Annotated in this window: 23 protein-coding genes and 1 pseudogene; 14 read left to right on the top strand and 10 right to left on the bottom strand. The window is 69.3% G+C overall.

Going from position 1 to position 23,471, the window contains the following annotated elements:
* The first annotated feature begins 79 nt into the window (after positions 1–79).
* From OG410_RS40160 to OG410_RS42750, 3 genes are all read left to right on the top strand, one after another.
* Positions 80–385 (top strand): hypothetical protein, encoded by a 306-nt coding sequence (locus OG410_RS40160; RefSeq protein WP_329303688.1) that lies wholly within the window; start codon positions 80–82, stop codon positions 383–385.
* 143 nt (positions 386–528) lie between these two features.
* Positions 529–1,644: a S8 family peptidase gene (locus tag OG410_RS40155; protein WP_329303687.1), complete on the top strand. Its 1,116-nt coding sequence runs from the start codon at positions 529–531 to the stop codon at positions 1,642–1,644.
* A 99-nt stretch (positions 1,645–1,743) separates the two neighbouring features.
* A complete protein-coding gene (locus OG410_RS42750; RefSeq protein WP_443063859.1) occupies positions 1,744–2,070 on the top strand; it encodes a Ku protein in 327 nt (108 codons plus the stop codon).
* A gap of 122 nt (positions 2,071–2,192) precedes the next feature.
* Here OG410_RS42750 and OG410_RS40145 read toward each other — a convergent pair whose 3' ends face one another.
* Positions 2,193–2,777, bottom strand: a complete 585-nt coding sequence (locus tag OG410_RS40145) for a helix-turn-helix domain-containing protein (RefSeq protein ID WP_329303686.1) — start codon at positions 2,775–2,777, stop codon at positions 2,193–2,195.
* Between the two features lie 115 nt (positions 2,778–2,892).
* Here OG410_RS40145 and OG410_RS40140 point away from each other — a divergent pair, with 115 nt between their 5' ends.
* The gene (locus tag OG410_RS40140) at positions 2,893–3,729 is read left to right on the top strand and encodes an EamA family transporter (protein WP_329303685.1); all 837 of its coding nucleotides are present in this window, start codon (positions 2,893–2,895) and stop codon (positions 3,727–3,729) included.
* Positions 3,730–3,971: 242 nt separating this feature from the next.
* Positions 3,972–4,670 (top strand): B3/B4 domain-containing protein, encoded by a 699-nt coding sequence (locus tag OG410_RS40135; RefSeq protein WP_329303684.1) that lies wholly within the window; start codon positions 3,972–3,974, stop codon positions 4,668–4,670.
* 75 nt (positions 4,671–4,745) lie between these two features.
* Here the strand turns inward: OG410_RS40135 and OG410_RS40130 are convergent, their stop codons facing one another.
* Positions 4,746–4,931, bottom strand: coding sequence for a hypothetical protein (locus OG410_RS40130; protein ID WP_328444084.1), 186 nt, complete (start codon positions 4,929–4,931; stop codon positions 4,746–4,748).
* 476 nt (positions 4,932–5,407) lie between these two features.
* On the opposite strand from OG410_RS40130, the gene OG410_RS40125 reads away from it, so the two are divergent.
* Together OG410_RS40125 and OG410_RS40120 are read left to right on the top strand one after the other, a co-directional pair.
* Positions 5,408–7,987, top strand: a complete 2,580-nt coding sequence (locus OG410_RS40125; RefSeq protein WP_329303683.1) for a bifunctional serine/threonine-protein kinase/ABC transporter substrate-binding protein — start codon at positions 5,408–5,410, stop codon at positions 7,985–7,987.
* Positions 7,988–8,210: 223 nt separating this feature from the next.
* Entirely contained in the window at positions 8,211–9,002 is a 792-nt protein-coding gene (locus OG410_RS40120) for a hypothetical protein (protein ID WP_329303682.1), read from the top strand.
* Between the two features lie 112 nt (positions 9,003–9,114).
* Here the strand turns inward: OG410_RS40120 and OG410_RS40115 are convergent, their stop codons facing one another.
* The gene (locus tag OG410_RS40115; protein ID WP_329303681.1) at positions 9,115–9,819 is read right to left on the bottom strand and encodes a Clp protease N-terminal domain-containing protein; all 705 of its coding nucleotides are present in this window, start codon (positions 9,817–9,819) and stop codon (positions 9,115–9,117) included.
* Positions 9,820–9,839: 20 nt separating this feature from the next.
* Here OG410_RS40115 and OG410_RS40110 point away from each other — a divergent pair, with 20 nt between their 5' ends.
* Positions 9,840–10,601, top strand: coding sequence for an MFS transporter (locus tag OG410_RS40110; protein WP_329304457.1), 762 nt, complete (start codon positions 9,840–9,842; stop codon positions 10,599–10,601).
* Between the two features lie 396 nt (positions 10,602–10,997).
* On the opposite strand, the gene OG410_RS40105 is transcribed toward OG410_RS40110, so the two are convergent.
* The gene (locus OG410_RS40105) at positions 10,998–11,747 is read right to left on the bottom strand and encodes a TetR/AcrR family transcriptional regulator (RefSeq protein ID WP_329303680.1); all 750 of its coding nucleotides are present in this window, start codon (positions 11,745–11,747) and stop codon (positions 10,998–11,000) included.
* A 104-nt stretch (positions 11,748–11,851) separates the two neighbouring features.
* Between OG410_RS40105 and OG410_RS40100 the strand changes: the two genes are divergently transcribed.
* Positions 11,852–12,751: an NmrA/HSCARG family protein gene (locus OG410_RS40100; RefSeq protein ID WP_329303679.1), complete on the top strand. Its 900-nt coding sequence runs from the start codon at positions 11,852–11,854 to the stop codon at positions 12,749–12,751.
* A gap of 467 nt (positions 12,752–13,218) precedes the next feature.
* Here OG410_RS40100 and OG410_RS40095 read toward each other — a convergent pair whose 3' ends face one another.
* A complete protein-coding gene (locus OG410_RS40095) occupies positions 13,219–14,034 on the bottom strand; it encodes a hypothetical protein (RefSeq protein ID WP_329303678.1) in 816 nt (271 codons plus the stop codon).
* 453 nt (positions 14,035–14,487) lie between these two features.
* Here OG410_RS40095 and OG410_RS40090 point away from each other — a divergent pair, with 453 nt between their 5' ends.
* Positions 14,488–15,369: a hypothetical protein gene (locus OG410_RS40090; protein ID WP_329303677.1), complete on the top strand. Its 882-nt coding sequence runs from the start codon at positions 14,488–14,490 to the stop codon at positions 15,367–15,369.
* A 199-nt stretch (positions 15,370–15,568) separates the two neighbouring features.
* Here the strand turns inward: OG410_RS40090 and OG410_RS40085 are convergent, their stop codons facing one another.
* Positions 15,569–15,841 (bottom strand): hypothetical protein, encoded by a 273-nt coding sequence (locus OG410_RS40085; protein ID WP_329303676.1) that lies wholly within the window; start codon positions 15,839–15,841, stop codon positions 15,569–15,571.
* A 242-nt stretch (positions 15,842–16,083) separates the two neighbouring features.
* Positions 16,084–16,308, bottom strand: coding sequence for a hypothetical protein (locus OG410_RS40080; RefSeq protein ID WP_329303675.1), 225 nt, complete (start codon positions 16,306–16,308; stop codon positions 16,084–16,086).
* 350 nt (positions 16,309–16,658) lie between these two features.
* On the opposite strand from OG410_RS40080, the gene OG410_RS40075 reads away from it, so the two are divergent.
* Positions 16,659–17,060, top strand: coding sequence for a COG4315 family predicted lipoprotein (locus OG410_RS40075; protein ID WP_326783293.1), 402 nt, complete (start codon positions 16,659–16,661; stop codon positions 17,058–17,060).
* A 1,551-nt stretch (positions 17,061–18,611) separates the two neighbouring features.
* On the opposite strand, the gene OG410_RS40070 is transcribed toward OG410_RS40075, so the two are convergent.
* Together OG410_RS40070 and OG410_RS40065 are read right to left on the bottom strand one after the other, a co-directional pair.
* Entirely contained in the window at positions 18,612–19,436 is an 825-nt protein-coding gene (locus OG410_RS40070; RefSeq protein WP_329303674.1) for a hypothetical protein, read from the bottom strand.
* Between the two features lie 77 nt (positions 19,437–19,513).
* Complete coding sequence (locus OG410_RS40065; RefSeq protein WP_329303673.1) at positions 19,514–20,161, bottom strand: RNA polymerase sigma factor; 648 nt, start codon at positions 20,159–20,161, stop codon at positions 19,514–19,516.
* Between the two features lie 361 nt (positions 20,162–20,522).
* Between OG410_RS40065 and OG410_RS42745 the strand changes: the two are divergent.
* The 3 genes and pseudogenes from OG410_RS42745 to OG410_RS40055 all read left to right on the top strand — a co-directional run.
* Positions 20,523–20,657, top strand: a pseudogene (locus OG410_RS42745) (IS30 family transposase); the annotation flags it as partial.
* Positions 20,658–20,897: 240 nt separating this feature from the next.
* Positions 20,898–21,932 carry a C40 family peptidase gene (locus OG410_RS40060; RefSeq protein WP_329304455.1) on the top strand — a complete coding sequence of 345 codons (1,035 nt, stop codon included), beginning with the start codon at positions 20,898–20,900 and terminating at the stop codon, positions 21,930–21,932.
* Between the two features lie 183 nt (positions 21,933–22,115).
* The gene (locus OG410_RS40055) at positions 22,116–22,367 is read left to right on the top strand and encodes a hypothetical protein (protein WP_329303672.1); all 252 of its coding nucleotides are present in this window, start codon (positions 22,116–22,118) and stop codon (positions 22,365–22,367) included.
* Between the two features lie 72 nt (positions 22,368–22,439).
* Here OG410_RS40055 and OG410_RS40050 read toward each other — a convergent pair whose 3' ends face one another.
* On the bottom strand, positions 22,440–23,450 hold the full coding sequence (locus tag OG410_RS40050; protein WP_329303671.1) for a sigma-70 family RNA polymerase sigma factor: 1,011 nt from the start codon (positions 23,448–23,450) through the stop codon (positions 22,440–22,442).
* Positions 23,451–23,471: the final 21 nt, after the last annotated feature.

Genomic DNA, 23,471 nt, shown 5'->3' with positions numbered 1-23,471 from the left:
GGCAAGACGGCTCCCGCGGCGGACGGCATAGGATTCGGGTGATCAAGTCCCTGGCACGAGCGAACTGGTGGACATTGCCGTGACAGCGTCAGTGGCGTGCAGGAAGATCCTTTCTTTCGAAGCAGGATCCGTCTACGCGTGGGAAACCATCGAGGGCGCCACCGGGAACGTCCTGATCGATCCGGAGGCATCGGTCGCCCGCGCCTGCACACCGGAGGGAACATCCCTCGGCGGGATGATCCTCGACAAGAACGTCGGGAACGTGGAGAACCCCGACCCGGACCCGGCACTCCGCCGTGCGTTCCTGACCGTCGCATCGGCGATCCTCCGGGAGGCGGAGCGGCAGGGGCGACTGCCCGACAAGGTCACGCGTACCTACTGGTAGGCGTCACGTTCGAGCCGGCCCGCGACCCGGATCCCCGGCACCGAGCACGAGGACGGACCCGCTCCTCGCCCCACCGGAACCGCCCGCCCGCTGTGGTCGTCTTGTGCGCTGACTGTGTACGCGGCGGGGACATGGGGGAAATTGTGACGCGGAACGTGACGAAGGCCGGTCTCCTGGTGGTGGCCATGGCAACGGTGTTCGGGGCCTCCGCCTGCGGCGGGGACGCCGGCGCGGCGGCAGGCGGGAAGCCCTCCTCGCGTAAGGAGGGGGCGGCCGTGACGCCCTTCGGGGACAAGCCGTCCTCCGGCTGGGCGCCGACGTCCCACGGCACGGTGGGGACGTCGTCCGGGACCGGGCTCGCCGCGGCGAGGGCCACAACTCGGCAGGTGCCGTGGAATCTCGACATTCTCGACCAGCGGTCGCGGCCGCTCAACGGGAAGTTCAGCACCACGGCCACGGGCAAGGGCGTTCACGTCTATGTGATCGACACCGGAATGGACATCGCCCACAAGGAGTTCGGCGGACGCGCCCGCCTCGGCGCCGACTTCGTGGGCCCGAAGGACTCCGGTGACTGCTTCAGCGAGGCGGGCACCGGCCACGGCACGTTCGTCGCGGGCGTCATCGGCGGGGCGAAGTACGGGGTGGCCCCGAAGGCGGAGCTCGTACGGGTCCAGGGCATCGTGTGCGAGAGCGAGGGTGGCGGCTCCCCCGCGGCGGCGGAGGCGGCCCTGGTGAAGTCGGTCAAGTGGGTCACCGCGCACGCGCAGAAGCCCGCGGTGGTGAACATGTCGCTCAACCTCGACCACCGGTCGGCGGCTCTGGAGTCCGCCGTGAAGAAGATGGTCGACGCGGGGATCCCGACGGTGGTGTCGGCCGGCAACTTCCATGACGACGCCTGCAAGCACTCCCCGGCCGGCGTCCCCGGCACGATCGTCGTGGCGGCCTCCACCTCGAACGACCGCGCGTGGACCGACAGCGGTTCCTACGGATCGGGTTACGGACGGTGCGTGGACCTGTACGCCCCCGGCCAGAAGGTGACCGCCGCCCTCGCCGGCGGTGGTACGACCACGGAGAACGACGGCGCGACGTCCTGGGCCGCCCCGCACGCGACCGGCGTGATCGCGCTGTATCTGTCGGCACACCCCCACGCCACGGCTCACGAGGCTCACGTCTGGCTCGACCGCACGGCCACCCGCGGTGTCGTCCGTGGCGTGCGCTCCGACACTCCCAACAGGCTGCTCAACACGGGCGGCCTCTGACCTGCGAAGCTCGCTGTGCCGCTGCCTGCGCTGCTCGCCGTGCCCTGGCCTGCGACTGCTCCTAGGCTGAAGGCCTCGGAGCCTGTCGCGGAGGTTTCCATGCCCCGAACCGTCTGGCCCGGGGCCATCTCGTTCGGCCTGGTCACCGTGCCCATCCACATGGTCGACGCCCGGGAGGACCACAGCATCCACTTCCTCCAGGTGCGCCTGGAGGACATGGGCCGGGTCCGAAGCCGCAAGATCTGCGAAATCGAGGGCCGCGAGGTCGCGCAGTCCGAGATCGGCAAGGGCTACCGGTCCGTGGCCAAGGCCCGCAAGTCCCGGGGCGACGACGCCACCGTCCACGACCTGCCCAAGAAGAAGACCACGGCCAAGAAGGCCGCGGCCAAGAAGACGGCGGCGCGAAAGACGCGGCGCAGCGCGTGATACCTGGCCGGTGCCTGCCCGGCGCGTGGCCCATGCCTGAGTGAGCGGGGGTGCCGGCTCTGGCGCCGCCGGGAGCGCGCCGGGCCAGTGCCACTGCCCTGTCGGAGCGTGCGGAACGCCGGTCAGGCCGTGGCGGCGGGACCGGGCGGGATGTGAACGGTCATGATCAGGTGGCAGGTCTGATCTCCTGAGCCGCGGTAGGTGTGGGGGGTGTCGCCCTCGAAGGTGGCGGTCTGCCCGGTCCCCAGGGCGTACTCGGTGCTGTCGACGACGAGCACCATCTGTCCGGCGGTGACGCTGACGGTCTCCACGACGCCGGCTTGATGCGGATGACTGGGGTATTCCTCGCCCGGTTCCAGTTTCCAGCGCCAGACCTCGACCGGGGCCGGTCCCGAGGTGGTCAGCATCAGCCTCGCCTCGCTTCCCTTCTCCCCGGCCCACAAGGGCATGACGGCATCGGCGGTCACCACTCGGACGCGGCCTTCGGCAGGGCCTTCCATCAGTGCGGACACCGAGATGCCCAGGGTGTCGGCAAGGCGGACCAGGGTGGCGAAGTTCGGGTTGCCCTGGGCCTTCTCCAGTCCGACCAGGGCACCCTTGCTGACCTTGGCACGGCGGCCGAGTTCGTCCAGGGACAGTCCGGCGCGGGTGCGGGCGGCTCTGACGTTGTGCGCGAGCGTCCGCAGTGCCGCTTCGGTCTCGGCCATCGGTCTCCCCTCCTGGCAGCGTTCACCGCACTGCACCACACAGTCGTTCGGTTGACCAGCTTCGGTCGGTGCACTGTACGGTGTAGTCGTTCCATTGATCGTAAGGGATGTACCCGTGATCGCTCTGCTGCTGGCCCTGGGCAGCTCCCTGGCCTACGGATGCGCCGACTTCCTCGGCGGCCTCGGCGCCCGCAAGGCCCACGTCCTGCGCACGGTGATGATCGCCGCGCCGGCCTCGCTCACCGTCGAACTGCTGCTGTGGCCCTTCCTCGGCGCCTCCTTCTCGCCGTCGACCCTCGCCTGGGGCGCGGCGTCCGGTGTCGCCTCGGCCGCGGCGTTCGCCCTGCTCTACCGAACGCTCGCGATCGGCCCGATGAACGTCCTCTCCCCCCTCACCGCTCTGATCTCGGCCATGCTGCCGGTGGGTGTCGGTCTGGTGCAGGGTGAGCGGCTGGGCCCAGCCGGGCTGATCGGCCTGCCGCTGGCCCTGGCGGCGGTGGTACTGGTGAGCGCCGGAGGCGGCACCGGAACCGCGCGCCTCTCGCGTACCGCGCTGCTGTCGGCCTTCGGCGCCGGGGCCGCCATCGCGCTGCAGCTGATCTTCCTGCACCAGGCGCCCGCGGACAGCGGCGTCGGACCCCTGATCGTCGGCCGTGCGGTCTCCTCCGCCGTCACGCTCGCCGCGGCAGGGGTGATGTACCGCCGCCTGGGCTCGGAGAAGCCCGCGTTCGCGATATCGGCGGCGGCCGGCGTGCTGGACTCGGCGGCCAATCTGCTGTTCCTGCTCGCCGCCCGGAGCGGCGACCTGGCCGTCGTCGCCGTGATCACCGCCCTGTACCCGGCCGGCACCGTCCTGCTAGCCCGCGGCATGCTCGCCGAGCGGATCCACCGCGGGCAGCTGGTCGGCCTGGGCACCGCCGCCGTCGCCGTCAGCCTCCTCGCCCTCACCTGACCCCGTACGCGCCCGGAAGGGATCCAGCATGTTCATCCAGCACCGAGGCGCCGCCCTCGGCGACGCCGAATGCGCGGACCCGGATCGCCGGCGGCCACGACTTCGGCATCCGTCGGCTCACCGAACGCGACACCGGCCCGGACACGCCCACCGCGGCCCGGCAGCCGCGCCGTCCCGACCGCACCGGCCCCTGGAAACCTGACCGCGCTCCTCATCCACCCCCACCCGGAACGGACCCCCGGATGACCACCTTCCGTATCAACCCCTCCGTCGCCGACGCCTTCCCCGGCACTCTCATCGCCGTCGTCACCGCCACCGGCCTGCGCGGCGACGAACCCTGGCCCGCCACCACCATCGCCCTTCAGGACCTGGAGCAGCGGCTCGCCGACGCCACCTGGCAGCCCGCGGACGAGAACGATCCGCGCATCGAGGCATGGCACACCGCCTACCGGTCCTTCGGCACCAACCCCCGCCGCACCCGGCCCAGTGTCGACGCCCTCGGCCGTCGTCTCGCCAAGAAGGGCGCCCTCCCGCGCATCAACGCGGCCGTCGACTCCTACAACGCCGTCTCCGTGCGCCACGGCCTGCCCGCCGGTGCCTTCGACCTCGACCACGTCACCGGGGATGTCGAGATCCGCTACGCCGACGGCAGCGAGACCTTCACCCCGCTCGGCGAACCCGACGCCGTCGAGAACCCCCGCCCCGGCGAAGTCGTCTACGCCGACAGCACCGACGTGCTCACCCGGCACTGGAACCACCGCGACGCCCATCGCACCCGCGTCACCCCCGGCTCCACCCACGTGGCCTTCATCCTCGAAACAGTCCACGCCACCCGCGACGGACGGCTTCTCAAGACGGCGGCCGAGGAGCTCCAGGACCTGCTCTCCCCGCACGCCGCGCGGACGACGGTGCACTACCTCAGCCCCGACACCGCCGCCTGAAAACGGGCGGGAGACATGCCCGGTCCCGCGATGCCCGCGCATCTCACGGTCGAGGAGGCGGCGGAGTCCGGGGGCTCAGAGTGCCGGTTCGGGAAGCTCTCCGGGCTCGACCACGACGACCTCGACACGGGTGCAGCCGACCGCCTCCAGCGCACGCCGACGCCGCGTGGCGGAACGCTTGTCGTAACGGCCCGCGGACGCCTGCGACGCACCGTCCGGGTCGGTCCACATCAGGCTGTACCGGCGCTTCGCAGTCGACATGCGCCATTCCTCTCTGGCATCACCGGCTCGTACGGGCGCACCCGGACCGGTTCACGGTTCTACGATCAAGCAGCTTCACATGCCGGGGACCGCACCGGAAGAACCATCGGGTGTGGCGGAAGTCATCGCTTCGCAAGAGAGCCCACTCCACCGGCCCGTCCCGGCCGGCTGGTCCCGGTCCGGTGCCAGGGGCAGGAATTGGGGTGCCCCGCCGTGGACGCGGGGGGCGCCGTCGCGGTCTACCGACGGGCGATCGACTCCTCGGTTCGCCCGGCCGACATGTCGAGCAGCCGGCCCGACCTCCCGCGAGGTGCTGACGGGTCACCACATTCCGGGCTCCTGAACCTGGATGCCCGCGCCGCCCCGCCGCCCGCGGGCTCGCTCCGGCCTCGCCCTCTCCCGGCCCTCACCCCCAGGAACACGATCAAGCCATTTTTCCTTCACACGAACGGCACAACAGGACCTAGAGTGTGCGCGTGACCGAGCAGAACCCCGAACTCATCGCCGGCCGCTACCAGCTGGTCGAACGTATCGGCCAAGGCGGCATGGGCCGGGTCTGGCGTGGCGTGGACCAGCAACTCTTCGGACGGGAGGTCGCCGTCAAGGAGATCCTCTTCCCGCCGGGGATGGAGGACGCCGACCGCGCGACGCTGCTCGGGCGTTTCGCCGCCGAGGCTCGGGCGGCGGTCACTCTCAGCCACCCAGGAATCATCACGATCCATGACGTCGTGGAGCACCAAGGCGCCCCGGTGATCGTCATGGAGTTCATCCGTGGGCAGTCCCTGGCGGCCGCCATCCGCGGGCAGGGCCGGCTGCCCGTGCAGCAGGTGGCCGAGATCGGGGCCGCCATGCTCGACGCGCTGGCCGAGGCGCACGAGGGGCGGATCGTCCATCGCGACATCAAGCCGGACAACGTGCTCCTGACCAAGGACCGGGTGGTCCTCACCGACTTCGGCATCGCGCACCTCGCGGACGCCACGACCAAGCTGAGCCACAGCGGGATCGTCATCGGTACGCCGCAGTACATGTCCCCGGAGCAGCTGGAGGGCAAGCGCCCGACCCCCGCCAACGACCTGTGGGCACTCGGCGCCACCCTGTACCACGCCGTCGAGGGGCAGCCGCCGTTCGAGGCGGAAGGTCTCCACGCCCTGGCCGTGGCCGTCTTCACCCGCCCGCACCGGCCGCCGGTCCACGCCGGGCCGCTCGCGCCCGTACTGGAGGCGCTGCTCACGAAGGATCCGGAGCAGCGGGTGGGCGCCACCGAGGCCGCCGGGTTGCTGGCGTCGGTGCTGCGCTCCTTCCCTGCCCAGGACGACGCGGCCGCCGAACCGGGGCCGGATCACGAGCGCAAGCCCGAGCCCGGGCGCGGTCCCGCCCCGGACGCCGCGACGGAACACGCACCGCCTTCTGTGCCCCCGAAGCCCCGCAAGCCTCCCAAGGCCTCGACGCCGGGTACGCCGCATGAGCCCACGGTCCTGGACTCCGGGGCAACCCCGGCCGACCCCTGGCCCCGTATTCCGGACCAGGACCCCGTTCGAGACCATCACCCTGTCCCGGCCCCGGATCCCGTTCCGGACGAGCCCCCCGTCCCGAACCAGGACTCAGTCCCCAACCAGGACTCTGTCCGGGACCAACCTCCCGTTCCGGATCGGGACCCCGTTCGGGACCTGCCTCCCGCCCCGGACCGGCCGACCGACCCGCCGTCGGTCCCCGTACCCACGCCCCCGACCGAGGACTTGGTCTGGCCGGGGAAGACGACCGAGATGGAGACGGACGAGCCGAAGCAGGTACGGTCCCGCGCCCTCACCCGGCGTTCCGTGGTCCTGGGCGCGGCACTGGCCACGCTCGCGGCCGGTTCCGCCCTGACCTGGACCCTCTCGGGTGAGGACAAGACACCCGGCGGTGGCCGAGCGGCCGGCGGCGCCGCCGCGGCTTCCACCGCGACGGTGGTGATCGGGGTGGACGCACCACTCACCGGCGATATGTCCTCGATGGGCCTCGGCATCCGGAACTCCGCCGACCTCGCGGTCAAGACCGCCAACAAGAAGAAGCTCGTTCCCGGCGTCAAGTTCGAGATCAAGTCCCTCGACGACGCGTCCGACCCCGCCAAGGGCCAGGAGAACGCCGCCGGTTTCGTCTCCGACGCGAAGGTGCTGGGGGTCGTCGGACCGTTGAACTCCAGCGTGGCCCGGACCCTGGTGGGGCCCCTGGCCCAGGCGGACCTCGTCAACATCTCACCGGGCAACACCGCTCCCGAGACGACACTGGGCCCCGACTGGGCGGCGGGCACCAAGTCCCGCCCGTACGACACGTACTTCCGCACCGTGGCCACGGACGTTGACCAGGGTCCGTTCGCCGCCCGCTACCTGCACGCCGAGGGCGGCACGAGCAAGGTGTACGTCATCGACGACAAGAGCCTCTACGGCACCGGTCTCACCACCGGTTTCATGGCGGAGTTCAAGAAGCTCGGCGGAACCGTGGTCGGCGCGGAGCAGGTCGATGACGGCCAGACCGATTTCTCCGATCTCGCCACGAACGTCCGGGCCTCGGGCGCCGACGCCGTCTACTTCGGCGGCTACTACGACACCGCGGGACCACTCTCCAAGCAGCTCAAGGAGGCTGGGGCCGACATCCCCCTCATGGGCGGCGACGGCTTGTTCACCGAGGGGTTTCTCACGTCCGGCCCGAAGGCCGACGGCGACCTCGCCGTCAACATCGGCGTGCCCGCCGAGGAGCTGGCGGGCGGGACGGACTTCCTCGCCCGGTACCACGAGGCCGGGTACACGGACGACGCCGACTGGTACGGACCATACGCCTATGACGCCACCTGGAGCATCGTCGAGGCCGTGAAGGCCCTCGTGAAGGCCAACGGCGGCACGCTCCCCCAGGACGCCCGCGCGAAGATGCAACAGGCCGTGTCCCGGCTCGACTTCGACGGGGTCACCGGCCGCGTCGCCTTCGACGAGTACGGCGACACCCGCAACCGGGGTCTGACGGTGTGCTCGGTGACCGGCGGCCGCTGGACCACCGTGACCAGCGGGGCCGCGCCCTCCTGAGTCCGACAGGCCCAAGGACCGGTACGAGCACCGATACCAGGCGCTTCCGCCGACACCGCGGGCCAAGGACAGCCGGACAAGAACACAGAACGCGTTACGGAAGCTGGAAGCCGGGCCGAATGCCAGGGCAACCGCAACCGGCCGCCGGGTGTCTAGGCAGCGTGACCCATCACCTGGTTCGCCGTGAGGAAACGGCGATCCCATGATCCCGAGGGGGGATCTCATGCGCATCCGCCCGGCCACCGCCGCCGCGTTCCTCGCCACCACTCTTTCCGTGTCAGTGATTCCGGCAGCCGCCCAGGCGGCGGACCGGGCCGCGCCCAGCGACACGGCGTTCTCGAACGTCGTCGTCAACGGCGGCAAGGACGTCGTGCTCGGTCTGGCCACCAAGAAGACCGTCACGATCACGTGGACAGCGACGGACCCGGACGGTGTGGCCGCTTCCTGGGCCTACCTGTGGCACGGCCCCAACACCGACGACGCCGACGGCAGACTGCCAACCTATCCACCTGCGGGCACGTGCACGGTGTCGCCCACCGACCGCACCACCTCCACCTGCAAGGTGAGCTTCGGGGTGGACGCCGCGCGGGACTTCGACGACATCGGCCTCGCCGGCACCTGGAAGGTACTCGCCGAGGCGCAGGACACCAACGACGACTGGACAGCCGTCGATGTCGCCGGCACAGCGCGGTTCAAGCGGTACGCCAAGCTCACGGTGAACGCCTCCCCCGAGCCGGTGAAGGCGGGCAGGACCATCACGGTCACCGGCAAGCTGACCCGCGCCAACTGGGAGACCGGCACCTACACCGGCTACGAGGGCCGGTCCGTCCAGCTCCAGTTCCGCAAGAAGGGCAGCACCACCTACACCACTCTGAAGACCGTCACCAGTGGCAACAAGGGAACGCTGAAGACCACCACAACGGCCAAGGCGGACGGCTACTTCCGCTTCCTCTTCACCGGCACCTCCACCACCGGCCCGGCCACGGCGACGGGCGATTTCGTCGACGTCAGGTGATCCTGCCGGTCCGCCCCGGATCGGGCCGGGACAGATGGGGGGCGGGACGGACGGGGGCGAACCGGGCCCGCCCCTGCCCCCGCAACGGCAACGGCAACGGCTGAGCGTTTCGCTACTGCGGGTCGCGCGGGGCCAGCCGTTCGGCGACCTCGGTCCTGACCGTCTCGCGCAGTTCGTCCGGCGTGAAGCCGAGTCCGCGCAGGACCTGCGCCGCCGTGCTCTCCTCGGCGCGGATCAGGCCCAGCAGCATGTGTTCCGTGCCGATCCAGTCGTGGCCGAGGTCCACCGACGCCTGGCGTGCCTGCTCGATGGCCTCCTTGCTCTCCGGACGGAACGCGATGTGACCCCGCAGCGCCTTCTCCCCGGCCGGCGGCATCGCCTCCTCGATCACGTCGCGGACACGCTGCTCCGACTCGGTTTTGGCGAGCAGCAACTCGTACGCCATGCCCTGCGGTTCGCCGAGCAGGCCGAGCAGGAGGTGTCCGGTGCCGATGAAGTCGTGCTTGTACGTCCGGGCGGCTTCCTGCGCCAGCACGATGCTGTGCCGGTTCAGGTTGGTGAACCGCTCGAAGGGTGCGGGCGCGTGGCGTTGCTGGGCGGCCTGCTTGGACACCCCGATGGCGTCGCCGATCTGCGTCCACGACGCGCCGGTCCGCTTGGCCTTGCTGACGTAGTGGTCGATGAGTTGGTCACCGAGGTCGGACAGTGTCTGGGCGCGAAGTCGTGCTTCGCTGATGCGGGACAGTTCGTCGGCTTCGGGAAGTTCCTCGTCGAGTCGGGCGATCAGGTCGGCGAGGCTGATGTCGAGTGGACTCATGCGTCAATCTTAAGTTGACGATGCAGCGTCGTCAACTTGTAATTGACGATGATCTCGGTTCTGCGCGGAACCGGTCGATCGGCCGCCGGCGACCTTCGGAGTCGCTGTGGCGGGCGGCGATCGCGGGGCTGCGCTGGATCTGGCGTCACCCACTCATCCGTGCCGCCATCCTGCTGATCGCCTGCAGCAACCTGGTCTTCCAGGCGCTCGTACTGATCCTCGTCGTCCTCGCCCGACACCACGGCGCCACACCCGGCACCATCGGCACCATGCTCGGCATCTACAGCGGCGGCGGCCTGGCGGGAGCAATCGCGGCGGGCAGGCTCCATCGCCACTTCACGCCCAAGACCGTCATCCTCGGAGTCAACTGGATCTGGGCCGCGCTTCTGCCGCTGTTCGCGTTCACCTCCAGCCCCCTGCTGATCGGCGCCATCGGCGCCGCCTGCGCGTTCGTCGGACCGCTGTGGAACGTCGTGATCATCAGCTACGCGACCCTCCTGGTCCCCGACGAGTTGCTGGGGCGCGTCAACAGCGCGGCCATGACCCTGTCGTGGGGAGTCATGCCCCTCGCGTCCCTCGGCGCCGGCTTCCTGCTCACCGGTCTCGGACCGGTGGGCTCCCTCTGCGTGCTGGCCACCTTGATGCTCGTCACCGCTGTTGCCGCCACCGCCAGCCCGGCCGTCCGTCACGCCCCACCGCTCCCCCTGTCGATGAACGACACACCGACAACCCACGGAAAGGAGAGCAGTGCCGACGGACTCCGACGATCGGGCCAGAGCTGACGCCTTATCAGCTCATGGGATCGGCCGGTCGGCATTCCGGCGGTGATCACGGATGCCGAATCGGAGCAGCAACGTCGGCCGCGGGCACCGGGCATTGCAGTACGTGGCGCCTTCCGATTCCAGCGAGCATCCTCCGCCAGTGTCCTGCGCCAGTAGTTCGTCGTCAGATCCGGCGGTCCCACTTCAGTGCCGCCCACCGGGTCTGCTCCTCAGAATCTGAGCGGACCGCACGTCAGCCGGTAGGCCTCCTGGACCCAGGGCTCCTTGGTGTGGGGGTTCACGCCACAGGCCAGGGATGCACCTGCATCGCCGAACCCGGTGCTCACGCTGCCGTAGACGTCACCGCCGGGGCAGGTCACGGTGAAGCTCGCGTCAACGGCCTGGACTCCCTCGGCACTAGGAGGTCGTTCCCGGTCCGAGGCGACGACGACGTGCTCGCTGTCGACAAGTCGCTCCGCAGTAGCGGGCAGGGCGGCCGGTGGAGCGGGCATCGAGCCGGGTCCCGCACTCCTCACACCGTGGCGCCACGTCAAGCGTGCCGGACACGTCACGAAACACCCGCCCTTCCGTGACGGATACGGAACTCCGCAGGCTCTCCAGCGTCAGCCGCACCATGCGGGTGCCGCCGTTCCGGTCGCGGTGGGCAGCCCATGTCGTCGCGCACCCGACGGTGAGCGCGGCGACATCGTCCACGCCGACGTCGGTGCGGACCCCGCCGGCCCGCTGGGCTGCGCGGAGCAGTTCATCGAGAGCCTGCCGGAACCGTCGCGCCGACGCCGCCAGGTTGGGGCGCGGCCAGCTCGTTTCCGTGGTCAAGGCGTCGCACGCATGCTTGCGCCCTTGGGACATGTCGACGACCTCCAGGAGGAAGCCGAAGAACGCCGCGACAGGGTCGGTGCGGGCCGCCCGCCGTCGGGCGGCGTCCACTCGGTTGTCGATCTGCTGGACGAGTACGGCCTCCAGCAGGATCTCCTTGCTGGGGAAGTGTCGGTACACGGTGCCGGCGCCGACCCCCGCCTGCCGTGCGATCGCGCCGAGCGAGACGTCCAGACCGTGCTCGTCGAACGCCCGCGAGGCAGCGGCGAGCACCTTCATGCGGTTGCGGCGGGCATCAGCCCTGCCGACGTCCTCGGGAGCTGCGGTCATGTCACGTAACCCCTTGTCCGTCGGACTCAACCGGGTGCAGCATTCCACATCGACCCCGGGTCCGACCCACCATGCCTCCCTACAATCCCGGGGCGGAGGACGACATGACCACTGACCGCTTGGTCGTCGTGACCGGTGCGACCGGCCGACAAGGTGGTGCCACCGCACGCCGGCTCCTGGCGGCCGGCAGACCGGTGCGCGTACTCGTGCGAGACACGACCACACGCACCGCCAAGTCACTCGAAACCGCCGGGGCCGAACTCGTCCGAGGTGACTTCGACGACTCGTCGAGTCTGCCCGCGGCGCTGGAGGGAGCAGCGGCACTGTTCGCCGTACCGCCTGTGGCATTCGGACCGGCCGGCCCCGACGTAGACCGGGAGTTCGCCCGGGGCCGAGCACTGATCGATGCCGCAGCCGCCGTGGGGGTCGAGCACGTCGTGTTCACGGGCGTCGCGTCCACACCGGGGCGCCCGGGTGGCTCCGAGGGGAAGAAGCGCATCGAGGACCACCTGCATGAGCGGATCCGGTCAGTGACCGTACTGCGCCCAGTCCGCTTCATGTCGAACTATCTCGGATCGACACCCATCGGAATCGACGGCATCGTCCACGGCGTGCACCGGCACATCTTCCCGCCGGACGAACCTGTCCAGATCATCGCGGTGGAGGACATCGCCGAATTCGCCGCGCTGGCCTTCGACCAGCCGGACCGATTCGCGGGGCGAAGTCTGGAGTTGGCCGGGGACGCCCCCACCCCGGCCGAGGCAGTTGCCGCAATCAGCGAGGCCACTGGTGCGACGGTGCGCTACGAGCAGATCACCCACGCCGAGGCCGCCGCACTCAACCCCGAGATCGCCCAGGTCCGAGAGCGCTGGGCAGCCGGATCGCGCTGGGACGCCGACATCGAGGCGCTGCGCATCATCCACCCCGGCCTGCGTACGCTCGCGGACTGGCTCGCCGAATCCGGCACCGCCCTACTGCGGAAGCGACTCTTCGAAACCGCCTAGGACTTGTCGGGGCGATCACAACCAGCCCACTACACTCACCGAAACCGCCCCTGAACAGGGGAAACGTCAAAGCGCTGTTGGAGTACCCGTACACCAGCCGTTGGTCGTGATCTTGCTGGTCGAGGCTGGTGCGGACAGGGGTGCGGCCACTGCTGATCATCGGAGTCGTGTGGACCGACGAAGAGACTTGGACTCCGAAACAGGGAGGCCGGACTTCAACGATTCGACAGTCCCGACCGTGTTGATCATTCACGGGGTTTCACCGTCCTTCCGGACCCAGATCGGACCCAGAGAAGCCCCATCGGGGGGTGTCCCGGCTTCAGCCGGGCGGGCTTCCGGCTGAAGCGCTGGGCACGAAAGCACCTCCAACGCAGGCTCCTTGCGACGCAAAAGGCCCTACCCCTCCAGGGGCAGGGCCTCTTGCGGCCGTCTTATTGGCCCTCGTCGGGTCGCTAAGGAAAGGCCAGCTAGTCCGCGGAGGCGACGGTGTCGGCGTGCCGGGCCTCCATCGCGGCGATCACCCGCTGCCGAGCCACCCGCCGGGCCAGCTTGAGCCTTCCGTCAGCCAGCAGAAGGGGCACATACCAGATCCAGCCCCACAGGCTGTACGAGACAGTCCCACTCAGTACCAGTGCTTTGTTGGTGGCAAGGACGAGCACGAACGTGGCGACGTATGCGGCCACCCGATGACGGACCATGAGCCGGAGCGGGGCCCGCCACGGACCGGCCAGCAACTCCAGCGCGGCCGCCACCTCGGCGGCCCGCAGGTCCTCGGGATGCGCGGGCGCCTGCCCGCCCCGCTCCAGCGCTTCTGCCACATCAGCGCTGTGGGACGTCAAAGCGGCCCGCTCGGCCCGCACGGTGGCCGTCCTCTCCTGTACGTCCTGCCAGTAGCCGCGCCCGGCCCAGCCGAGCGCGTCCTCCACCCGCGCCGCTTCTGGCGAACCCGCCGGAGCCAGGACAGCGATCCGCTCCTTGAGCACGACAGCTCGACCGCTACGCCCCGGGTACGTCCAGCCGTCGGCCCGCAGGCACAACTCCAGGTAGGAGACGAGCAGTCCGAGGTCGTCGGGCCACTGCGCGAGCCCGGACTCGTAGGCCTTCTCCGCCTCGGCATCGTGGTCGTCCTCATCCTCCGCCGCGTGTGCCAGGCCGAGCCACCGGTAGAGCACCGGATCGGGCCCAAGCTCCTCCAGGCCGGCTTCGGACAGCTTCCGGACCTGCGTGAACCCGCCCACAGCGAAGAACTCCTCGCAGCGGTCCGCGCATTCGTCGTGCGTCATGCTTCCCACCCCAGTCGATCAGTACGGCCACTCTCAGCCACACAAATCCACTGGTCAAGGCAATGTCAGCGGCTGTCAGGAGTTCGTTGACCGCTACCGCTTCAGCGTCAGAACCAGTGCTACCAGTCCGTCCACCAGCACGTGCGCATGCCGTCCTCCGGCAACATCAAGGACCGCGTTGTCAGTGGGCCTGCGTAGGGTGACCGCCAAGATCACCGGCTGGTGGAGGCCGAGGCTGTTCGAAGTGATCCCGGGGATGTGCCGGTGAGTTGGTGGACCAGGAAGCCGGAGTCGCAGCGTGCGCGGTGGGTGCTCGAGCCGTTGGTGGGGGTCGGGCCGTTGCGGTTCGGGATGAGCCCTGATCAGGTCAAGGAGGCGCTGGACGGGGCGGTCGCTTCCGTTTCACGCAGCTCGCAGAACGGGCTGTGTTCGCAGCGGTACCGGGATGTGGGCGTGACTGCGGTCTACGGGCCGGGGCCGCTTCTGGTCGCCGTCGCGGTCGATGCGTTGTCCGGGCCGCAGGTGCGGGTGGGGGACGTCGGGCTGATCGCCCGGGTGCCGTCCCAGGCGCGTGCTGACATCCACGACCTTGCCCGGCGGGTGGGGGTTTCGGTCCGGGTGAACTGGAGCGGTGATCCGGAGGTGGCGGCCTGGGGGTTGTCCATGGGTGCCGCGCAGGACTGGAGGTTGTCGCCCGACGGGTACGCGGAGCGGGGGGACGCAATGATCACCGATGCCCTGCTGGTCGGCCCCGCGCCGGCCGAGGATCCGTACGCGGCGACGCCGGTCATCCGGTGGCACGACGTCCGCGATGTGGAGACGAACTCCGGGACGTGGCCGGTGACTTTGGACCGGGACCGGCCCCGCTGGGACTGGACGGCGCTGGAGCGGGTCGGCCCGCTTCGGTTCGGGATGACCACGCACCAGGTGGCCGCCGCGCTGCACGGTGAAGTGCCGACCAACCGCCGGGGCTGGCACCAGTGGTCACAGCACGGGGCCGGCCAGTGGTATTCGAGCGAGGAACGGTTCGACAAGGCCGGGGTGAGCGCCCACTACTGGTACCCGGACGGCGTTCCCGCCCTGGCTGCCGTGACCGTGCACGGGCGCACCGGGCCCCAGGTCGAATGGGACGGCATCCCGTTGATCGGCCGGAAGGTCTCCGAGGTCGGCGCAGAGGTGATCCGGCACATCGAGGAGCACGGCCTGGGCCGGCTGGTCCACTGCGACGGCGGTCCGGGACCGGAGGAGCTCAACATGTCCGTGCGAGCCACCCGAGCCGGAGACACCGTCGTCAGCGGGGCCCGTTTCTTCGCACCGGACTGGGAGAACCACTGACACCGCACGGCTGGCTGCCTGGCCCCTTGAGGTGAGCCTCTCACGGCAAAGCCCGCACGCGGCGGCGCATGCTGCCCGGCCTCACGGCGTCGGCACGGTAGAGGGGTCAGGGAGGCAACCCGCCTCCCCCGGTCCGGGAAGCCGCGTCTGCCGCATCCGAGGGCGGACGCGGGGGAGGACACCGCACGGAAACCACGCTTCAGGAGCAGTTCCACTCCTCGCTCGGCAGCGCGTGCCACAGGTCGAGCCAGTCGTGGAGCAGGAAGAGGGGGCGGGTCAGGACGGCGTCGCCGGCCCGCTGGGAGCGGATCACCAGGCCGAGGTCGGCGAAGACCGGATCGCCGGCGACGCTGTACGCCAGACTGCCGGGCCGTGTCATGCGGTGGACAAGCCAGTTCTCCACATGGGAAGGCGTGCAGCCAGTCAGCGGGGCCGCGTCCAGTCTCACCTGGGGGCCGGTGAGGGCGTCCACGGCGACGCACCCCAGGCGTCCAGGGCGGCGCTGTCGCCGAGGAAGGCGTCCGCGTCATAGACCTCCAGGACGCGGCGGCCGGGGGTTGCGGTGACGTGACGCTCGGCGAGAAGCGCCCTGGCCAGTCGGAGCCTTTCAGCTGGTTCGTGATCTTCACGTAGAAGGGGTCGCCGTTCAGCACCCGGTTGAGTGTGTACACCGCGTTGATGTACTCGTCACCCTTGCGGCGTCCGGGCCGTCGATCAGCCGGACGCCCCGGGATCCTTCTGGCTCATGACCAGTTCTACCCGGGCGGCAGTGAAGAGGGTGCCCTTGTACTTACCTGCGAGCCTGCCGGCGTAGTCCTGGCGGACGCTGGAGTGGTAGTTGTACCCGGCCTGGCCGGGTGCGTCACCACCATGCGGATCTGCAATGCCGCCGCTCTGCAGGACGATGCCACTGCAGATGACACAAACCTTTAGTCGCATTCCGTAATGATGTCGATCCCCTCCGTCACCTCCTTCGCGGCTCCGCGATGAGGTCTCCGGTCTGCGGGTCCGGCATGACTTACCCGTTGACGGGGCCGCTCACCAGAGCCTTGGGTGAACGACCGACGCTGTGGCCAGCTCGTCGGCTTCGGGGTGTACTGGGAGATGTGCGGCGCGCGCCCACGAGCGGAGGCCGCAATACACTCTCCGAGGCGATTCTCGTGAATAGACACACCAGAGGATTCATCGCCGCCACTGGATCGGCGCTTCTCCTGTCCGCGACGACCGTCGCGTACGCCCAAGGCAACAGCCACAGTTCGGCAAGCGGTGCACACGCAGCGGCGTCGGCCGTGAGCACTTCGTCCTCCGCGACGGTGTCCACCAAGTCCACACCGCTGGGCAAGATCCTGGTCAACGGCAAGGGACACACCCTTTACCTTTTCCAGTCCGACCAGAAGAACAAGTCCACGTGCAACGGGGACTGCGCCAAGGCCTGGCCGCCGTTGAAGGCGAACGGAAAGACGATCGCCAAGGGCGGCGTCAACAGCAAACTTCTCTCGGCCATCACGCGCAGCGACGGCTCGAAGCAGGTGACGTACAACGGTCACCCGCTCTACACGTTCGCCGACGACACAAAGGCCGGGCAGACCAACGGCCAGGGGATCGACGCCTTCGGCGCCAAGTGGTACGTGCTGGGTACTGATGGCAAGCAGATCACCAAGCAGTCGTCGTCACAGAGCGGCGGCTACTGACCAGCCCACCTGGCACAGCTGTTCGATCCTGTCACTTGTCCACACCTCCCAGGACAGTGGTGAGGACCCGCACTGTGGCGGCTGCGGGTCCTCACCCACAACCCCACGACGGCAGCACGAGCGCTGCCGCAGCAGGCGGTGGCTTACGTCCCGCGGACGCGCGGGACCGAATCAGCCCGGCAGCAGCAGTCAGAGCTCCTGACCGGAGTGCCTGGTGCGCGATGGTGAGAGCGCGTGCTGCATCGCCACGCTTCTACCGGCGCCCGCCCTCAGCCTGATCGTCAGGCGCCCGATGTTGAGATGCGGTGGCGTTGTTTCAGGGAGTGCCGCAGCTGGTGGCTCCGCCGGGGCAGGTGACGCTGCCGTTGGACGCCATGCCCGCGATCCCCAGCACCAGGACGATGAGAGCCAGGATGATCACAGGTACGTTGTCTGCAGCCCAACTGTCTTGCTCGCGTGGAGGTTTCGGAGCGTTGGGCTGTGGGCTCACATTGTCGCGTGCGGGTTCGGCACCAGGGCAGCCATTTCCCTCTGTCACCATCGCGTCACCCGTCGTCGTTGTCTCTTTCACGATGACACGGCATCGGACCTCACACGTCAAGCCCCGCGCCGTGCGGGCTCTCCGAGCAGACGTCCATCCACGGGACGGTGAACGCCATCGGCCGCACCCCGCAGCCGGGACACGATCGAGGGTGGCCCCGGCTGCGCACGAACTCCGTCAACTCCTGCACTTGGGCGCGGCCTTGGCAGCCCGGCTGCCCGAACGCCGTCGCGGGCCCGGTGGGCGTGCCCGCAAGGGCGGGAGGCGGGTTTCGGGGCGTCACAACGATGGGCTGGTGCGCCAGCGCGCGGCCGGCCGCTTCGGCGCCGCGGTGCGTGCACTGCCGTTCATGTCTCCCCCTCCCTTGTCCGCCATCGACCGTCCGTGCACGTGCACCCTTCACCGGCAGGGCAGGCGCCGTGTCACACGGCACCGATCTCGGCTTTCCCATGATCAGTTGCCCCCACCTGCAACCCTGCCGAGGCCGTCGGCGCCCCCTCGTCTGCCGCTTCCCTGACTGCCCGCCCGCCGGCTGACTGCCGGGCGGGGGGCGGGGCCTTCATCGCGTAGGCAAGGAAGGCGAGGTCGGCAGTGGTCCGGGAACCGGTCCGGTGACCCGCTCCGGTGCTTTCGGCCGGGGCGGTGGTGGTACGCGGCATCGGTCGGCCGGCCTGTCGCCGCCGCCTTCGATAACGGTGAGCAGCCGTCGTAGCCGGACCGCAGGTGGCTGAGAAGCCTCTCCAGATGGGCTGTCAGGTTCTTGTGACGCCGTAGTTCACGGATCCGCTCGATAGGCAGCTCGCGCCAGTTGCTGCCGAGAGCGCCGGCGTCCGCCCGATCTGCACGGCACTCGACGATCTTCGCTCCAGGCCGTAGGCATACCGAGACCGACGACCGTTTACTTGCGGGAACGCCTGTCGATCTGGGCGAGCTCATCCTCAGCGCCGGCGAGACCGGCGCGTAGTCCTTCGGCTTCGCCGGGCAGCAATAAGGTCGACCGAATGACCCATTTACCGGTTGTTGGTGAACTGCGGGTCCTTCTCCTGGTTGTAGATCTCCTCACCGGATGCGTTGTAGGCATGGATGTAGGGGCTCGGGCCCGCATAGCGCGAGCCGGGGTTGTCGACGGAGAGAGCCGCCGCGTAGACGAACGCGCCGCCTGCCATGACCGCCGGGTACTGCTTCGGATTATCGCCGTAGCTGATGGCGATCTTGGCAATGTCGGACGTGTAGTGCCCGGCGCCCAACATGAGATATCGCCCCTTGCCGGCGGACGCGCGAATGGAGTCGAAATACTCGATCGTACGACCGGTGCCCCACAGGCGATTGTTGATGAACGTGGGCGGGGAATCCTGACTGTTGCCCTTGTCGCCCTTTGACTGGCATTGCACGTACTGATCGGCGGAGTTGACGGCGATGACCACACCGTCCCCGTCCCGCGAGGCGATGGGAGCGCGGGCCGCGACCACCGCGTGGTAGCTCGAGGCATCCGAGCCCAGGCAGGAGGCCAGGATCTTGGCGACGGTCCCCGCGTCGATCGGGCTCGTCGTCCCGCTGGTGATGGCGAACGCGTCCGGGGTGGAAGTCGTGCGAGTCGATGACGGCGCCGACCCGGCTCCGGCCGACGTGGAGCCACGCGTTGTGATCGGACTCGATGGCGCGGCGGCACCCGTCGGGTTTCCGGCAGGATCGGCGAGAAGCGGCTTGGCACCCCCTACCCCGCTGAAGACGGCCACGGCCGCGACGCTCACCGCCGCGACGCCGGTGGCAACACCCAGCGGCACTCCCCACCTGCGTCGCAGTGAAGCACGGTTGTCCTCTGGATCGATCTTCATCAGTAGCTCCTCTCGGGTCCGCCGGTGGTTCGGCAGATCACGATCGGAAGGAGCCGCGGGAATGCCCGGCATGTCATTCATCGTGCGCCCTCTTCCGCGTTGACGGGACTCCTCGAACTGAATGACGCCGGAACCGTGGATCTGCCGACGAGGTCGGCCCCCAGCCTCTGCCGCGCCCGGTGCAGTCTGGACTTCACGGTTCCGACCGCCACCTCCAGCGTTGCCGCAGCCGCCTGCTGATCCAGGCCCGACCACACGCAGAGCTCGACGACCTCGCGTTCGTGGCGCGGCAGCCGAGCCAGCGCCCGGTGGATCTCCGACATACGACGCTCGTCGTCGACCAGGACGGCGACACGGTCCGCGTGGTCGCCCACCGACTCGTCGTGCGAGACGAGCCGGCGCAGCAACGCCTCGGCCCGCCTCAGCCGCCGCCTGGTGTTCGACAGCAGGCGGTCGGCGATGCCCAGCAACCACGGCAGGGCCGAGTCTCGGTCCAGCACCGTCTCCGATCGCCGACGCCAGGCATGCAGGAACACGGTCGACGTGAGGTCTTCGGCCTCGGACCAGTCGGCCGTCCGCCGGAACAGGTGGTTGTAGACGGTCTTCCCATGACGGTCGAAGATCCGACCGAACGCCTCCCGGTCGCCGTCGACGGCCCTCGCCCACAGTTCTCGATCAGATATCCCTCCGACCGGTACGGCGGGACCAGCGTCATTCAGTTCCATGCCCTATACGTGTCCGGCAACCGGTCGAAGGTTCCCGCTGAACCAGATCCGCTTTGACGGACTCGGATCCAACCGGCCAGAGCGACGGTGCCGGTTGGAGGCAGACGGCGCTGCCCCTGCTGCCGGAGGAGTGGTCGCCCGAACAGATCGTCGGGCACCTGCGTCTGCGTCACAGAGACGACCCGCGGACGCAGATCACCCACGAGACGATCCACCGGACGATCCACACCACCCGCTGGAAGGTGGTCCCCGCGAACTGTGCAGGCGCGTTCGAACCGGCCGCCCGATCCGGAAGAACAAGCGCCACACGGTGAAAGGCCAGTGGCGTTCACAGATCACCGACGCCCGACCGATCGAGAAGCTGCTCCGGCAGTATCTGCCCAAAGGAACAAACCTGTCGACGTTCAGCCAGGACGAGCTTGACGCCATCGCGACGAAGCTCGACAACCGGCCGCGCGAGTGCCCGGGATTTCGCACATCAGCCGAGAGTGTCGCCTTGACTGGTCGAATCCAAATCAACACCTGCCGCCTCACCGGCAACACCCTGAAGGGAGCCGTCACTCGTCTCTGTCACTCAACATCCGGCATTACAACGCCACTTGCTCTAATGAAGACTGAGTCACTACAGTCGCCACCCGAACCTTTGCTCGGTTGTTCACTCGCTGGGGTGACAGCAAAGGATCACCGCTCGTCGGCGTATTCGGCAGGCGGCCGAAAGAAGAAGGAGCTCGCTTTCGTGGCGTCCCACCGTCGACCCAAGCAGCCGAGCCGCACCCGTGTGACCGTGCTCACCACAGCCGCCGCTGCCGCCGTTGCCCTCAGTGCCAACGTCGCCAATGCCGCGCCGTCCGAGAAGCCCGACAAGGACGAGGTCAAGACCAAGGTCGACAAGCTCTACCAGGAGGCCGAGCAGGCCACGGAGAAGCTCGACGGCGCCCAGGAGAAGCAGAAGGAACTGCAGAAGGAGATCAACTCCCTGCAGGACAACGTCGCCCGCGGCCAGGACGCGCTCAATCAGCTCCGCGACGGCCTCGGCTCGATGGCCAGTGCCCAGTACCGCACCGGCGGCATCGACCCCTCCGTGGCGCTCTTCCTCTCCTCGAACCCGGACGACTTCCTGGACAATGCCTCGGCCATGGACCAGCTGACCGCTCAGCAGGCCGAGTCGCTCAAGAAGGTCCAGGAGAAGCAGCGTTCGCTCGCCCAGCAGCGTGCCGAGGCCTCCGCGAAGCTCAAGGACCTCGCCGACACCCGGACCAAGCTCGCGAGCAAGAAGAAGGAAGTCCAGAGCAAGCTGGGCGCGGCGCAGAAGCTCCTGAACACGCTGACGGTGCAGGAGAAGGCGGCGCTGGCCACCCAGGACCAGCAGCGGGCCACCCGCGCCGCCGAGCGGGTCGACCTCGGCACCACCAAGGCCGCCTCGGGACGCGCCGCCGCCGCGTTCGCCGCCGCCCAGAGTGTGATCGGATCACCGTACGCGTACGCCCACTCCGGCCCCAGCACCTTCGACTGCTCGGGCCTCACCTCCTGGGCGTACGCCCAGGCCGACGTAACCATTCCGCGCACCTCGCAGGCCCAGGCCAACGCGGGCACCCGCATCTACTCGCAGAGTGATCTACAGGTCGGCGACCTGGTCATCTTCTACGGCGACCAGCACCACGTCGGCCTCTACGCGGGCAACGGCCAGGTGCTGCACGCCCCGCGCACCGGCACGGTCGTCCGCTACGAGTCGATCGGCAACATGCCCTTCCAGTTCGGCGTCCGGATCTGATCCGTGCCTCGGTCCGGGGCTGCGGTGCGGTCTTGGTTCACGGGGTTTCACCGTCCTTCCGGACCCAGATCGGACCCGGAGAAGCCCCGCCGGGGGCCTGCCCCGGCTCCAGCCGGGCGGGCTTCCGTCTGAAGCGCCGCACGAAAGCGCCTCCACCGCAGACCCCCTGTGCCGGACGCTGCGGTGGGGAGCCTGGCGGCAGGTCCTGGCTCTGGGGCGGGCGGCCGCCGAGGCGACGGGACGTGGATCTGGCTGTACGACTGCCGGCCCGACGCCCCGGTCTCCGGCACCGGCCTCGGTTCCGTCGCCATGGCATGCGGCATCGTCCACGAGGGTTCGCCCGGCAGGGCCCAGGTCACGCACACCTCGGACGACACGGTCGAACTGGTCGTCGACGATCGCCAGGAGGACTCCGGCACGTACCACCGTATGTAGGCACCTACCACCGTAGGCAGCGGGTTCCGACCGCCCACGAACCCCGTCCGTCCCGCCCTCCGAGGACTCCGGTCACCGGCTCGGGAGAGAGCGGGGCAGCCCGAACCACTGGAGCACACTGTTGTCGAATCGGGTCATGGCGCAGATCCGATCGCCGGCGAGCGTGAGGACGTAGAGGCCGACCCCGTGGCTGATGCCGTTGGGGGTGCGCAGGTAGGCCCCGAAAGCGGGCTGGCCGTTGGCCCGCGACGGGACGAGGTCGAACCTGCGGCCGGCGTCGAACAGCCCGGCGCAGAAGCGGGCCACGATGTCCCGGCCCTGGTATTCGAAGGGCATCGGTGGCATCGACATGAAGACGTCGTCGGTCAGGAGGGCCACCAGTGCGTCGACATCTGCGGACTCCCACGCGCGGACGAACCTCCCGACGATTCCTTCCTCGGCGGGTGAGCCGGCGGCGGGAGGCGGTTGGTGTCCGACGGCCGACGGCCGGCTGCGTCGCAGGCCGGCGCGTGCGCGCTTGAGGGCGCTGTTGACCGAGTCGACGGTCGAATCCAGCATGTCGGCCACTTCGCTCGCCCTGAACCCCAGGACGTCGCGCAGGACGAGGACGGCGAGCTGGCGGGGCGGCAGGGCCTGAAGGGCGGTCACGAAGGCCAGCGAGACGGATTCGGTCTGCTCGTAGCGGGCCTCCGGGCCGAGCGGCGCCTCGGCCGCGTCCTCCAGGAGGGCGCCGGGAAACGGCTGCAGCCATACGATCTCGCCGAGCCGGGTCGGCTCGGGCGGTTCAACCCCTGGCACATCCCACTCCTTGGAAGGGCGCCGGGCGGCCGCGCGGCGCGCGTCGAGACACCGGTGGGTGGCGATCCGGTAGAGCCAGGTGCGCAGCGAGGCGCGTCCCTCGAACCCGGCAAGGCTTTGCCATGCGGTCAGCAGCGTGTTCTGGAGAGCGTCCTCGGCGTCCTCGAAGGATCCGAGCATGCGATAGCAGTGCACCTGGAGCTCTCGAAGGTGCGGCTCGGTCAGCTCCCTGAACGCGTCGCCGTCCCCGGCTCGCGCCCGTTCCATCAGTTCGGCTGCCGCCATCGTCACCGTCTCCTTCTTTCC

The sequence above is a fragment of the Streptomyces sp. NBC_00659 genome (genome assembly GCF_036226925.1).
Lineage (GTDB): Bacteria > Actinomycetota > Actinomycetes > Streptomycetales > Streptomycetaceae > Streptomyces.
Note: the sequence above shows the minus strand (reverse complement) of the source record. Positions and strands in the feature narration are given on the sequence as shown.